The sequence below is a fragment of the Plantactinospora sonchi genome (assembly GCF_036422035.1).
Taxonomy (GTDB): domain Bacteria; phylum Actinomycetota; class Actinomycetes; order Mycobacteriales; family Micromonosporaceae; genus Plantactinospora; species Plantactinospora sonchi.
The window spans coordinates 1-13,713 of the sequence record NZ_JAZGQK010000011.1; the positions used below are offsets into that span (position 1 = coordinate 1).

Consider the following 13,713-nt stretch of genomic DNA (forward strand, 5'->3'; position numbering starts at 1 on the left):
GGGGGGGGGGGGGGGGGGGGGGGGCGGGGCGCGGGGGGGGGGCGGGGGGGGGCCGGCGCCCCCCCCGACCGGGATGTCTCGCCCCGCCAGGATGTGACCTCGGCGAGCCGTGTCACGTCCTGAGGGGACCGCGGCAGTGCGGTCGTTCAGCGGTTCGCGGCGGCCGCCGCGGCGGCGCGCCGCTCACCGTCGGCCTTCAGCTTCGCGGCCCGCTCCAGGTCCGCGTCGCTGATGACCAGCGAGCCGAACGCCCGTACCGCCTGGTAGTACGTCCACGCCAGGCTGAGGCAGGCCGGCCGGACAAACACGTTGTACGTCCCGCAGACCCGCTTCAGGTCCTCGTAGAAGGCGCTGTCCAGCCGGTCCTTGTTGGCCTCGAACTGGCTCACCGCCTTGTAGTTGCGGTAGCCGAAGTCGTGCCGGTAGCAGGAGAGTTCGAAGGTGAACCCGAGGGGGTTGTCCGGGCTCGACGAGCAGTAGTCGGTGGTCCAGTTGAAGCCGTACTCGGCCCAGGGGGCCTGGTTGGTCCGGGCCGAGTTCCAGGCGTTGTAGCTGCTGGCGCTGGTCTGGGTCCAGCTGGACAGAACGGCGAGCTTCTCCTGCTGGGTGACGGCGGCGGCGGGTGAGGCGGTGCCGAGGACCGCGAGTACGGCGAACGCGCTGGCCGCCAACGCGGTGAGCAGGCGACGGGACATGGGGGTACCTCCGGTTGCAGGGGCAGCCCTCGTGGGGGTGCCTGGAGCGGGACGGAGCTGTCACCGGCTAGGTGATCTAGGTGGCAACAGTCTCGGGGAATCGTCGCCCGCCGATCTCTACCCGACCTTTATTTTCGTTGACAGGCGTGAAAACAGGCGAATGCGCCCAGGCTGCCGGTGGCATCGCGCCCCGGGCGGCCGCCGGCCCACCCGCTGCCTTCGCCGCGCTGCTGTGGCCCACCTGGTCGCCCGCCGTGCCGCTGCGGCCGCCCGCTGCCGCCGCTGTGCCGTCGCGGCCAACCGGTGCCCCGTCGTGCCGTCGCCAGCCGCACCGGTGTCCCGTCGGTCCCGCGTACACCCCGCCTGGGGCCCGGGGGGAATGACCCCGGGCCGATATGTGTTGTTCAACAAAACATTGGCCCGACAGATCAAATGTTGATCAACAATGAGTGTGGAGTGAAAGCGATGCCCGACTACGGCCACGAACTCCTGTTCGGGACGTTCCTCACGCCGGACGCCAACGACCCCGACCGGGTGGTGGCGCTGGCTGAGCTGACCGAGGCGGCGGGCCTGGACCTCGCCACCTTCCAGGACCATCCGTACAACCCCGGGTTCCTGGACACCTGGACGCTGCTGAGCTGGGTCGCCGCCCGTACGGAGCGGCTGCGGGTCTCGGCGAACGTGCTGAACCTGCCGCTGCGCCCGCCGGCCGTACTGGCCCGGGCGGCGGCGAGCCTGGACCGGCTGTCCCACGGCCGGTTCGAACTCGGGCTCGGCGCGGGCGCGTTCTGGGCCGGCGTCGAGGGCATGGGCGGCCGTCGGCTGAGCCCGGGACAGGGCGTCGCGGCGCTGCGCGAGGCGATCGACATCCTGCGCGGTGTCTGGGACGAGACCGCCTCCGGACCGCTGCGGCGGGAGGGACGGTACTACCCGGTTCCGGGTATGCGGCGTGGCCCGGCGCCGGCGCACGACATCAACATCTGGCTCGGCGCCTACCAGCCCCGCATGCTCGCACTGACCGGCCAGACCGCCGACGGCTGGCTGCCGACCCTGGAGTATCTCCGGTCTCCGGACCGGGTCACCGCCAACCGGCTCATCGACGAGGCGGCGGTCGAGGCCGGACGCGACCCCCGGCGGATCCGCCGGCTGCTCAACCTGTTCCAGGTGGACCTGTCGGCGGACGGCCGCGGCTTCCTGCAGGGACCGCCCGAGCAGTGGGTCGAGCAGCTCCTCCCGATGGTGCTGGAGGAGGGGTTCAGCGCCTTCCTGATCGGCCGCGACGACCCACGCCTCATCCAGACCTTCGGGCAGGAGATCGCGCCCGCCCTGCGGAAGGCCGTCGCCAGGGAGCGTCGGGGGAGCGGGACCGCCACCGGACCCGTCCGGTCGGCGGTCACCCTGGCCGAGCGCCGGCCCGGCGTCGACTACGACGCCCTGCCCGCGTCACTGGCGACCCGGACCGTCGAACCCGGCGACCGGGAGTACGAACGGGTGCGGCACAGCCACAGCTGGCCGGGCTCACCGGCCCTGGTGATCCGCCCGCAGAACGCCGCCGAGGTGGCCGACGCCGTGACCTACGCACGGACGCAGGACGTCCCGCTCTCGGTACGCAGCGGCGGGCACGGCATCAGCGGCCGGTCGACGAACGACGGCGGGATCGTCATCGACATGTCCGCGATGAACAGGGTCGAGGTGCTCGACCGGGCCAGCCGCCGGATCCGCCTGGAGCCGGGAGCCCGCTGGGGCCACGTCGCCCAGGCCCTCGCCCCGTACGGCCTGGCCATGAGCTCCGGCGACTACGGCGACGTGGGTGTGGGTGGCCTCGCCACCACCGCCGGCATCGGCTACCTGGTCCGCAGGTACGGCCTGACCATCGACCACGTCGTCGCCGCCGAGATCGTCACCGCGGACGGCAGTCTGCTCCGCGTCGACGGGCAGCACCACCCCGAGTTGTTCTGGGCGATCCGGGGCGCCGGCGGCAACTTCGGCGTCGTCACCGCCCTCGAACTGGAGGCGGACGAGGTCGACAACGTCGTCTTCGCCCGCCTCGTCGTCGACGCGACCGACACCGCCGGGGTACTGCGGCGTTGGGGTCGGCTCGTCGAGGACGCGCCACGGGAGGTCACCAGCTTCCTCTCCCTGTTCCCCGGCCGGCGCGGCAATCCGCCGACGGCCCAGGTCACCCTCGTTCACGCCGGTGACGACGTCGAGGCGGCGCAGTCCGCGCTGACCCCGTTCCTGGAGATCGGACCGGTCCTCGACCAGCAGGCCCAGCTCGCACCGTACGCGGCGATCGTGGCGCCGCCCGGGAACCAGCACCGGGGCCAGGGGCTGTCGGACAGCCACAGCGGGCTGCTGCACCACATCACCGAGGCGGCGGCGGACGTCATGGCCGGCATGATCCGTTCCGGTGACGTGATGATCATGCAGTTCCGTTCCGTCGGCGGCGCGGTGAACGACATCGCCCGCGACGCGACCGCCTACCCGCACCGGGACCAGAACTTCTCGGTGCTCGCCGCCACCGTCGCGGAGCGTCGGCCCCAACTGGACAAGCACTGGGCCGACCTGTACGGGCACCTCGACGGCATGTACCTCAGCTTCGAGTCCGACACCGCTCCCGAGCGGCTGCTGGACGCCTTTCCCGAGCCCACCCTCAGCCGGTTGCGCGCCGTCAAGGCGACGTACGACCCGGACAACGTCTTCAACCGCAACTTCCCCATCCCGCCGGCACCTGCCACCCCGCAGGCCGGCGGGGCGGACAGCGGTGCCGGGAACGGCTGACGGGGGAGCGGGCGCGACGTTGTCAGTCGGTCGGGGGGAGGACGTCGGTCACCGCGGCGCACGGATCCGTGCCGGGCGCCGAGGCGTGGATCGCCTCGGCGGCGCGTTCGGCGAAGTCGCGGAAGGCGGCCCGCTGCTCTTCGGGCAACCCGCCCAGGACGTGGTCCTCGGCGTGGGCGACCCGCCGTTCGGCGTCGGCGAGCACCCGCCGGCCGTGCTCGGTGGCGACGATCCGCCGGGCGCGCCGGTCGCGCGGGTCCAACCGCCGCTCGATCAGTCCGGCGTTCTCCAGGTCGTCGATGACGTACGTGAGGACACTGCGGTCGATCACCAGGCGGGACGCCAGGGCACCCTGGGTCGGCACCTCTTCGTGTACGACCACGGCCAGGATGTGGTAGCCGCGGCTGCCGTGGGGCAGGTCCTTCAGGGTCTCCTCGACGTACTCGGTCCAGCGTCGCAGCACCATGCCGAGGGACCAGCCGAAGTTCGAACCTCGGCTGCGGTCGGCCGGCAGGTCGCAGGGTTCGGCGGCGGACATGTTTCGACCCTAGCAGGCGATATATTGATCATAAGATGGGTTGACGTACAGAACGTTGTGCTGTGCAACCCGGATGGGGCGGTGTCACCCGGGAGGCCCGGCGCCGGGCCTCCCTGACGGTGGTCGTCCACCGCCGGCGTCTCCCCGACGGTGGTCGTCCACCGCCGGGGAGACGGTTCGGAGACCGCCGCCGGGGAGCGCCGGGGTCCCCGCCCGCAGGAGGGCGGGTCAGCGGAGCACGAACTGCGGCGGGCTGGGGCGGCTCTCGTTGGCCAGCCGGTCCACCGCGGTCACGTAGTAGCTGTAGCGCCGTCCCGGCTCGGCCGTCCCGTCCAGGTACGACTGCACCGCGCCGCCGGTGGCCCGGACCGTGGCGATCAGCTGACCCGCGTCGGCGAAGCCGCACTCGCCGGGCAGGCTGAGCCCGTCGAACCGGTAGACCGCGTACGACGTGGCCTCGCCGAACGGCCCGACCCCGTCGACCGGCTGCCGCCACCGCAACGCCACCCCCTCGGCCTGCCGCGTCGCCCCGGTCAGCACCGGGAACATCAGCGGCTTCGCCCTCAGGTGGGTCATGGTCGGCACCAGCGCCGGCCGGGAGTAGTGCTCGGCGGCGTAGAGATCGGTGGCACCGAGCCGGTTGGCGCGCACCTGTACCGCGCTGAAGTGCACGTTTCCGGCGACCTCCGGGTGCTCCCGGTTGAGCGTCAGGTGCCGGGACATCTCCGCCGGGTCCTGCCACGCCGCCGGCTGCGCCGGGTCGCCGATCTTGTAGTCGGCCTGTCCGATGTAGAGCTGCACGTCGGTGCCGGCCACCACGTCAGCCCACCACGGTACGAGCTTGGCGTAGTCGGCCACCGCGAGGCCGATGTTCCAGTAGACCTGCGGCACGATGTAGTCGATCCACTCCTCCTTCACCCACTTCCGGGTGTCGGCGAAGTTGGCGTCGTACGACTGGGTGCCGTTGGTGTCCGAGCCGAGCGGGTCCGCCGCCCTGTTCCGCCAGATGCCGAACGGGCTCACCCCGAACTTCACCCACGGCTTGGCCGCCTTGATCCGCTGACCCATCTCCTGGACCAGCAGGTCGATGTTGTGCCGCCGCCAGTCCGCCCTGCTGGCGAAGCCGGCACCGTACCGCTCGAAGGTGGCCTGGTCGGCGAAGTCCTGCCCGGCCACCGGATAGGGGTAGAAGTAGTCGTCGAAGTGCACCCCGTCGATGTCGTACCGGGTGACCGCGTCCATCATCGCGGTCTGCACGAACTGACGTACCTCGGGAATGCCCGGGTTGTAGTAGAGCCGGGAGCCGGCGGCGTTGACCGGGTAGGCGACGGCCCAGTCCGGGTGCTCGCGGACCGGGTGCCCGGGGGCCAGCTTGCCGACGTCCGCACCGGCACCGTCCGGCATGGAGATCCGGTACGGGTTGAACCAGGCGTGGAACTCGAGGTTCCGCTTGTGCGCCTCGTCCACCAGGTACGCCAACGGGTCCCAGCCGGGATCCTGGCCGCGTACCCCGGTCAGGTACTCCGACCACGGCTCGTACGGCGACGGCCAGAAGGCGTCGGCGGTCGGCCGGACCTGCACCACCACCGCGTTGTGGTGGAGTCGCTGGGCCAGGTCGAGCCAGCCGGTGTACTCCGCCTTCTGGGCCGCGACCCGGTCCGGTGCGGTGTGCGACGCCTTCGTCGGCCAGTCGATGTTGACCACGCTGGCGATCCACATCGCCCGGAACTGGCGCTTGGGCGTGGCCGGGTTCGTCGGGCAGTCGGTGCCCGCGATGGTCGCCGGGCTGGTGTCGGACGCCGGGGTGGTGCTGGCGGGGGAGGCGGCGGCGTTCCCGGGGAGGGCGGCGACGAGCGAACCGAGCAGTGCTACGGCCAGCCCGGTGGCCCTGAGCCGATATGGCTTCATGGGGTGGTCCCTTCGGTGGGATCCGTCTCGGGGGTGAGGTGCGGCGGACCGACCGTCGGCGGTTTGTACCAACGGCCTTCTGTCGCTGGAAGGAAATTTTCACACCCGGCGCGCCGCGCGCAACCCTCGAACGACCCGTGCCCGGTGATCGCTGCCTGGTGATGCCGTCCGGTGATCGCCGCCCGCCAGCCCGATCACCGTCGGTGGATCAGTCGACCCGGGCCGCCAGAGCCGTGACCTTCACCAGAGCCTCGATCCGCCCCTGCGACGCACCGCTCTCGTCGAGATCGTCGCCGACGAGCCAGATCCACTCGTCCCGGTAGTAGTGCGAGAGGTCGTGTCGTACCTCCCCGACCCGTAGCCGCAGCGGGCGGCCACCGTACCGCCAGTCCTCTTTGTGCAGCTCAAGTATGGTTCCCGGGGCCAGGTCGGGAACGGCGGGCAGCGTGGTCACGGCACCTCCAGCGGGCATGGGAGATGGGCGGGCGCGGGGAATATCGATCGCGGGGTGACCGCATCTGAGGTGACAGCCTGCATATCCGGCCGTACCCAGCGCAATCTATCTAATCAAAATTTGCCCCCGATGCACCGCAACCGGCGCAAGCCGCAGCACAATCGCTCAGCCCGATCCGGTACGACGGGGCGACCGGTGCGATGATCCGGGCTATGTTGTGGGCGTGCGGGCGGGGGGACGCGATGAGGCGGGGTAGGCAGTGATCCATTTTCCCGCCATATCCCAGGGGCCGCTGCGGGCGTTGAGCCGGCGGCTGTTCGCGGCGATCGGGCTCGTACTGTTGATCGTCGCCGTGGTCTACCTCGACCGGGACGGCTACCGCGACGTCAACGAAGACGGGCTGACCCTGCTCGACTGCTTCTACTACACGGTGGTGTCGCTCTCCACCACCGGATACGGCGACATCACCCCGGTGGACCAGAGCGCCCGGCTGATCAACGTACTGGTGGTCACGCCGGCCCGGGTGCTCTTCCTGATCATCCTGGTCGGCACCACCCTGGAAGTCCTGACCGAGCAGTACCGCACCAACCTCCGCTTGACGCGGTGGAGGAGGACCGTGAAGGACCACGTCATCATCTGCGGCTATGGCACCAAGGGCCGCAGCGCCATCTCCGCCCTGCTCGAGACGGGCTTCGACAAGCAGCGGATCATCGTCGTCGAACGCAACCCGGCGGCGGTCCGGCAGGCCACCTCGGCCGGTCTGGTCGTGGTGGAGGGAAACGCGACCCGGTCGGCGGTGCTCAACGAGGCCCACGTCAAGGGCGCGAAGTCGGTCATCATCGCGACCGACAGCGACGAGGTCTCGGTGCTGGTGACCCTCACCGTACGGCAGCTCACCGCCGGACAGGTCCGGATCATCGCCGCCGCCCGGGAGGCGGAGAACGCGCCGCTGCTGCGACAGAGCGGTGCCCACCACGTCATCGTCTCCTCGGCGACCGCCGGACGCCTGCTGGGCGTCTCCACCTCGGCCCCGCCGCTGATCGACGTGGTCGAGGACCTGCTGACGCCCGGCCAGGGCATGGCGCTGGCCATGCGCTCGGCCACCCGGGACGAGGTCGGTGTCTCGCCGCGACAGTTGCAGGCGCTGGTCATCGCGCTGGTCCGGCGCGGCAAGGTGGTGTCGCTCGCCGACCAGGCGGCGACCGCGATCGAGACCGGCGACATGCTGGTGTACGTCCGCGACGACCGGGCCCGTAACGGGAGCAGCTCCGACCCGGGCCGCTGACGCGCCGATGGGTACGCACCGGGCCTCGGCCGCGCCGAACCGGGGCGGCGGCCGGGCGGTCCCCGGAGAGCGGGAGGCGGCGCCCGGCCGGAGCCGGACGCCGCCTCGACACACTCAGTTCTTCCAGCCGGGTCCGTAGTTGACGTTCGCGTCCGGCAGCGGTGCGTCCATCGGGGGCTCACCGCCGTTCCCGTAGTTGGGATTGGTGGGGAGCGTCGGGAACGGCCCCTCCAGCCCGTCCGGGATGTACGGATCCTGCGGGTCGGTCGGGGCGATCGGGTCGATGTCGCCCCAGCCGTTGTCCCCGGAGTCGCCGTCGTCACCGCCCGGCGGGGGTACGCCCGGGCCGGGGTAGTCCCCGCCGCCGGGAGGGGGACCGCCACCCGGCGGGGTGCCGGGGCTTCCGCCGCCGCCGGAGCCGCCGCCGCCACTGCCGGAGCCCCCACCGCCACTGCCGCTGCCACCGCCGCCGGTCGAGGGTGGTGGCAGACCGGGCCGGCAGGGCTGGGTGACGCCGCCGTTGGGGCGGGCCCCGGTCGGCGGTGGCCGTACGCCGAGTTCGGTCGCGATCATCTTGGCGTAGTGCGCGGAGAGCGCCTGGGTGCCTCTGCGGTTCGGATGCGCCGTCTCCTGCAGCCTGTTGAACAGCGACCCGCTCCCCGTCTGGTAGACCAGCCCGTTGACCCAGGGGTCGTCGGTGCCGAGCGTGTGCCCGGCGAACGCGTTGCGGATGTCGAGCAGGTCGACCTGGACGCCCTTGCTGGTCAGAATCTGCTGGGCCCGGCGGATCGCGTCCGAGATCTGCGGGGCGAGCTTGACCAGTACCTCGTACTCGTAGCCCGCCAGCAACACGCCCATGACCCCGTCGGCGATGTCCCGCCGGGTCAGCCCCTGGGGATAGGTGACCATCATGACCCGGGTGTTCGGACCCTGGGTGTGGATGGCCCGGACCATCTTGATGTAGCGGGAGACCAGGCTGGCCGGCTGGGCCGAGTTGGCGTCCGCCCACTCGACGTCGTCGGTCCGTGGGTTCAGCAACGCCGTCCGCTGGGCCGCCAGGCTCTGCAGGCCCGCCTGGTCGTTGTGGCGCAGGGCGTGCTCGACCAGTGGACCGAAGCCGGCGTCGTTGCCGCCCATCCCGACGACCACCAGGTTCGTCTGGTTGTTGATGCCGGCGTTCTGGGGCGGGTTGTTGCGGCCCTCGTCCGACTGGGCGGTCCAGAAGTGCTTGGTCTCCGCACCGGAGGAGGCGTTGAAGACGACGTCGAAGACCACGTCCGGGTTCGCCTTGCGCAGTTCGTCGATCGCGAGCAGGGCGGCGGCGTGCCGGGACCGGTGCCGCCAGTCCGCGTTGTAGTCCTCCTGGGTGTAGCCGGGCGCCGGCAACGGCGCGGTGTTGACGGGTCCGCGGACGTACGGCGGTGGAATGACGCCGCGCTTGTTCAGGTAGTCACCGGCGCCCTCGCCGGACATGTACGAGTCGCCGACGATGACGATCCGGACCACCCGCTGCTGCGGCCGCGGCGTCACTCCGGCGGTGCCCTGCCAGGGCGCGACCGGCCCGTTGCCACTCGGACAGGCCACCTGCTCGGCGAGTTCGGCCAGTTTCTCCAGGGTGCCGGGGGCCGGTATCAGGGCCGGTCGGGTGGGCGGTGGAGGCGGTGGTTCCTCGCCGATCGGCACGTCCGGTGTCGGCGGTATGGCGAGCCCGGGCGAGGCGACGATCAGCGTGCCGACCAGGCCGGCCGCGACCGCCAGGACGGCGGCCCGGGCTCGGCGGGATCGGGCGGGTCGTCGGGCGGTGTCCGCTGGCGGACGGGGTACGCCCCATCTTCTTGGCATGAGGGTGCTGTCCTCCCCTTGGAAGAACCATTGACTGGACGGCCATCCAGTACATAGGCCACCAGCGTAGAAACCAAGATCAGGCGATGTCAATGCCCTGTCGGACCCCGCTCGCCGGACGCCACGCCGTCACTGCCCGGCGTCAGCTCCCGGTGCCGAAGGCCGCCGCCGGGAGGGGCCGGTCAGTCCAGCGGTGCCCGTAACCGGCCGGACTCACCGAAGGCGTCCGCCGGCAACGGCAGCGGGGTGGGCGCCCCGAGGTCGTACAGGGCGTAGAGGCGGGCCCGGACCGCGGCCAGCGGATAACCGCTCTCGTACACGGCGAGCTTGAACAGCACGCCTTCGAGGACACTGCGCAGCAGCGCCTCCTCCACCGCCGGATCGACCGCCCCCCGGGCCTCGAAGATGTCCCGGAGCCGGTCCTCGAAGGCCCGCATCGCGTCCGCCCGGTCCCGTTCGACCTGCGCGTACACCGGACGGGTGCCGGGTTGCAGCATCAGGCAGAGCACCAGCCGCTGGGTGCCGAGCTGGTTGCTCGCCCCGACCAGCGCACGGTCGATGACGGCCGCCAGCAGCTCGTCCGGAGGACCGTCCACCGCCAGGTCGTCCAACATGGTCAGCATGCCGTCCAACCACCGGGCGAGAATCGCCCGCAGCAGCTCCTGCTTCGTGGCGAAGTAATAGGAGATCAGACCGCGGGACACCCCGGCCCGCTCGGTGATCTGCGAGATCGTCGCGTTCTCGTAGCCCTGTTCGGCGAAGACCTCCAACGCGGCGGCCAGGATCCGTTCCTGCGACGTCCGGCGCAGCTCACGATTGGTCCGCTCAGAGCGCGGGGACACCTATGCCTCCCCTGCGCAGGTCACTTCGGAACGCCGATCCCGGTGTCCCACACCGCCGACGGACCGGTCCGGCCGGCCCGCGCCGGCATCGTCCGGCCGTGCACCGCCGTCGGACCGGCCGGCCCGCCACCGAGGGTGACGAGCCGGCCGACGTCGTACGGGTGGACGCTGATCGGCACCGGACTACAGGATCGTCCAGGTGTCACCACTGTTGAGCAGCCCGGCGAGCTGCTCGTCCGGAGTGCCGGTGGCCTTCGCCCGGGCCGATTCCAACTGCCCCTGCACCACGCTGTCGTAGGTGGGGCGTTCGACGTTGCGGAAGATCCCGATCGGGGTGTTGCGCAGCGCGAAGCCCGGCAGCCGGGACAGCGCGAAGGCGTACGCCGGCTCGGCCACCGTCGCGTCGTGCACCACGATCTCCGCCGCCGGTACGTCCGCGGTACGGCGTACCTCCAGGCCGAACCCGCCCGGCGGGTGCACCACGCAGAACTGCCCCTCGGAGCCGAACGTGATCGGCTGACCGTGCTCCAACCGGATCAGGTAGTCGTCCCGGGTCGCCGGCTCCTTCAACGCGTCGAAGGCGCCGTCGTTGAAGATGTTGCAGTTCTGGTAGATCTCCACGAACGCCGAACCCTGGTGCTCGGCGGCGGCGCGCAGCACCGACTGCAGGTGCTTGCGGTCCGAGTCGATGGTGCGGGCCACGAAGCTCGCCTCCGCGCCCAACGCCAACGACAGCGGATTGAACGGCGAGTCCGCCGAACCCACCGGAGTCGACTTGGTGACCTTGCCGACCTCCGAGGTGGGCGAGTACTGGCCCTTGGTCAGCCCGTAGATCCGGTTGTTGAAGAGCAGGATCTTCAGGTTGACGTTCCGGCGCAGGGCGTGGATCAGGTGGTTGCCGCCGATCGACAGCGCGTCACCGTCACCGGTCACCACCCAGACCGACAGGTCCGGCCGGGAGACCGACAGGCCGGTCGCGATCGCCGGCGCCCGACCGTGGATCGAGTGCAGCCCGTACGTGTTCATGTAGTACGGGAACCGCGACGAGCAGCCGATGCCGGAGACGAAGACGATCCGCTCCCGGGGAATCTGCAGCTCAGGCATGAACGACTGCACCGCGGCCAGGATCGCGTAGTCACCGCAGCCGGGGCACCAGCGCACCTCCTGGTCGGACTTGAAGTCCTTGGCGGTGAGCTTGACAGCGACGGGCTCAGGCATTCTTCACGACCTCTTCCAGCATGGTCTCCAGCTCGGTGGCGGTGAACGGCAGGCCCCGGACCTGGTTGTAGCTGATCGCGTCGACCAGGTAACGGGCCCGGATCACGTGGGCGAGCTGGCCGAGGTTCATCTCGGGGATCACCACCCGCTCGTAACGGGCCAGCACCTCACCGAGGTTCGCCGGCAGCGGCGCCAGGTGCCGCAGGTGCGCCTGGGCGACGTGCAGCCCGCGCTGCCGCAGCCCACGGCAGGCGGCACCGATCGGCCCGTACGTCGAACCCCACCCGAGCACCAGTACCCGGGCCTCGCCGTCCGGGTCCTCCACCTCGACGTCCGGCACCCTGACCGCTTCGATCCGGGCCGCCCGGGTCCGCACCATGAAGTCGTGGTTCGCCGGGTCGTACGAGATGTCGCCGGTCTTGTCGGCCTTCTCCAGACCGCCGATCCGGTGCTCCAGCCCCGGCGTGCCGGGGATCGCCCACGGCCGGGCCAACGTCTCCGGGTCGCGCAGGTACGGCAGGAACGTCGTGCCGTCCTCGCCGTTCGGCGCGTCGGCGAACTCCACCCGCAGGTCGGGCAGGGAGTCGACCTCCGGCAGCAGCCAGGGCTCGGAACCGTTCGCCACGTAGTTGTCGGACAGCAGGATCACCGGCGTGCGGTGGGTCAGCGCGATCCGGGCCGCCTCCAGGGCGGCGTAGAAGCAGTCGGACGGCGAACGTGGCGCGATCACCGCGACCGGTGCCTCACCGTGCCGGCCGAACAGCGCCATGTTCAGGTCGGCCTGCTCGGTCTTGGTCGGCATACCGGTGGACGGGCCGGCCCGCTGCACGTCGACGATGACCAGCGGCAACTCCAACGCCACGGCCAGCGAGATGGTCTCACCCTTGAGGGCGACACCGGGACCCGAGGTGGTGGTGACGCCGAGCGCGCCACCGTACGACGCGCCGAGTGCCGCGCCGATCGCCGCGATCTCGTCCTCGGCCTGCACGGTGGTGACACCGAACCGCTTGTGCTTGCTCAGCTCGTGCAGGATGTCCGAGGCCGGGGTGATCGGGTACGCGCCGAGGAAGACCGGCAGTCCGGACCGGACCCCGGCGGCGACGAGGCCGAGCGACAGCGCCGCGTTGCCGGTGATGTTGCGGTACGTCCCCGGCGGCATCTTGGCCGGCTTGACCTCGTACCGGACCGCGAAGTCCTCGGTGGTCTCGCCGAAGTTCCAGCCGGCCTTGAAGGCGGCGGTGTTCGCCGCGACCAGCTCCGGCCGGGCCGCGAACTTGCGCTCCAGGAAGCGGATCGTCGACTCGTACGGCCGGGAGTACATCCAGGAGAGCAGACCGAGCGCGAACATGTTCTTCGCCCGCTCGGCGTCCTTCTTCGAGACGTCGTACTCGGCCAGGGCGCGTACGGTCATCGAGGTCAACGCGACCGGGTGCAGCGCGTAGCCGTCCAGCGAGCCGTCCTCGAGCGGATTGGCCTGGTAGCCGACCTTGGCGAGGTTGCGTCGGCTGAACTCGTCGGTGTTGACGATGATGTCGGCACCGCGCGGCAGGTCGGTCAGGTTGGCCTTGAGCGCGGCCGGGTTCATCGCGACCAGGACGTTGGGCGCGTCGCCCGGGGTGAGGATGTCGTAGTCCGCGAAGTGCACCTGGAAACTCGACACCCCGGGCAGGGTGCCGGCGGGGGCACGGATCTCGGCGGGGAAGTTGGGCAGCGTCGAGATGTCGTTGCCCAGCTGGGCGGTCTCCGACGTGAATCGGTCCCCGGTGAGCTGCATACCGTCGCCGGAGTCACCGGCGAACCGGATGACGACCCGGTCCAGTTGCCGGACCTGCTTGCTCACTGTCACACCTCGTTTCGCTCGGCCCGGTCGGGCGGGCTGAGCTCCGGGGTGACCTCGCCTTGCTCGGTCACGCGTCCTCCTTGAGCGCCGGTCGCGGGTTGGCGGTGGTGGGGGCCGGACCCGCTCCAGTCCTACCACCTGAGCCTACGTCGATCGTTACCTGATCCTGACCCAAGGTCCGGCGGTTGGGACACGGTCCTGGGGGCATTGGCACGCATTCGTCCCTCCCCGAATGGCACGTGGTAATCCAGATCACCGAACACGTGACGGCGGATTCTGTCAGGCGGAAACCGGACAGAAGAGGATTGCC

At 70.8% G+C, this 13,713-nt stretch carries 11 protein-coding genes; 2 read left to right on the top strand and 9 right to left on the bottom strand.

Going from position 1 to position 13,713, the window contains the following annotated elements:
• Nucleotides 1-146: 146 nt before the first annotated feature.
• A complete protein-coding gene (locus tag V1633_RS13125) occupies nt 147-695 on the bottom strand; it encodes a phospholipase (protein ID WP_331214558.1) in 549 nt (182 codons plus the stop codon).
• A gap of 465 nt (nt 696-1,160) precedes the next feature.
• Between V1633_RS13125 and V1633_RS13130 the strand changes: the two genes are divergently transcribed.
• Nucleotides 1,161-3,476, top strand: coding sequence for an LLM class flavin-dependent oxidoreductase (locus V1633_RS13130; RefSeq protein ID WP_331214752.1), 2,316 nt, complete (start codon nt 1,161-1,163; stop codon nt 3,474-3,476).
• 22 nt (nt 3,477-3,498) lie between these two features.
• On the opposite strand, the gene V1633_RS13135 is transcribed toward V1633_RS13130, so the two are convergent.
• The 3 genes from V1633_RS13135 to V1633_RS13145 form a co-directional block, all read right to left on the bottom strand.
• Complete coding sequence (locus tag V1633_RS13135; RefSeq protein ID WP_331214559.1) at nt 3,499-4,014, bottom strand: MarR family winged helix-turn-helix transcriptional regulator; 516 nt, start codon at nt 4,012-4,014, stop codon at nt 3,499-3,501.
• Nucleotides 4,015-4,242: 228 nt separating this feature from the next.
• On the bottom strand, nt 4,243-5,922 hold the full coding sequence (locus tag V1633_RS13140) for a glycoside hydrolase family 10 protein (RefSeq protein ID WP_331214560.1): 1,680 nt from the start codon (nt 5,920-5,922) through the stop codon (nt 4,243-4,245).
• Between the two features lie 208 nt (nt 5,923-6,130).
• The gene (locus V1633_RS13145) at nt 6,131-6,376 is read right to left on the bottom strand and encodes a hypothetical protein (RefSeq protein WP_331214561.1); all 246 of its coding nucleotides are present in this window, start codon (nt 6,374-6,376) and stop codon (nt 6,131-6,133) included.
• 259 nt (nt 6,377-6,635) lie between these two features.
• On the opposite strand from V1633_RS13145, the gene V1633_RS13150 reads away from it, so the two are divergent.
• Nucleotides 6,636-7,661, top strand: coding sequence for a potassium channel family protein (locus tag V1633_RS13150; protein ID WP_331214562.1), 1,026 nt, complete (start codon nt 6,636-6,638; stop codon nt 7,659-7,661).
• Nucleotides 7,662-7,775: 114 nt separating this feature from the next.
• Here V1633_RS13150 and V1633_RS13155 read toward each other — a convergent pair whose 3' ends face one another.
• The 5 genes from V1633_RS13155 to V1633_RS13175 form a co-directional block, all read right to left on the bottom strand.
• Nucleotides 7,776-9,503 carry an SGNH/GDSL hydrolase family protein gene (locus V1633_RS13155; RefSeq protein ID WP_331214563.1) on the bottom strand — a complete coding sequence of 576 codons (1,728 nt, stop codon included), beginning with the start codon at nt 9,501-9,503 and terminating at the stop codon, nt 7,776-7,778.
• A gap of 182 nt (nt 9,504-9,685) precedes the next feature.
• Nucleotides 9,686-10,345, bottom strand: a complete 660-nt coding sequence (locus V1633_RS13160; protein ID WP_331214564.1) for a TetR/AcrR family transcriptional regulator — start codon at nt 10,343-10,345, stop codon at nt 9,686-9,688.
• Nucleotides 10,346-10,365: 20 nt separating this feature from the next.
• On the bottom strand, nt 10,366-10,524 hold the full coding sequence (locus V1633_RS13165) for a hypothetical protein (RefSeq protein ID WP_331214565.1): 159 nt from the start codon (nt 10,522-10,524) through the stop codon (nt 10,366-10,368).
• Nucleotides 10,525-10,528: 4 nt separating this feature from the next.
• Complete coding sequence (locus V1633_RS13170; RefSeq protein WP_331214566.1) at nt 10,529-11,563, bottom strand: 2-oxoacid:ferredoxin oxidoreductase subunit beta; 1,035 nt, start codon at nt 11,561-11,563, stop codon at nt 10,529-10,531.
• Nucleotides 11,556-13,403 (bottom strand): 2-oxoacid:acceptor oxidoreductase subunit alpha, encoded by a 1,848-nt coding sequence (locus V1633_RS13175; protein ID WP_331214567.1) that lies wholly within the window; start codon nt 13,401-13,403, stop codon nt 11,556-11,558. Before V1633_RS13175 ends, V1633_RS13170 begins: the two co-directional genes overlap by 8 nt.
• Between the last annotated feature and the right edge of the window lie 310 nt (nt 13,404-13,713).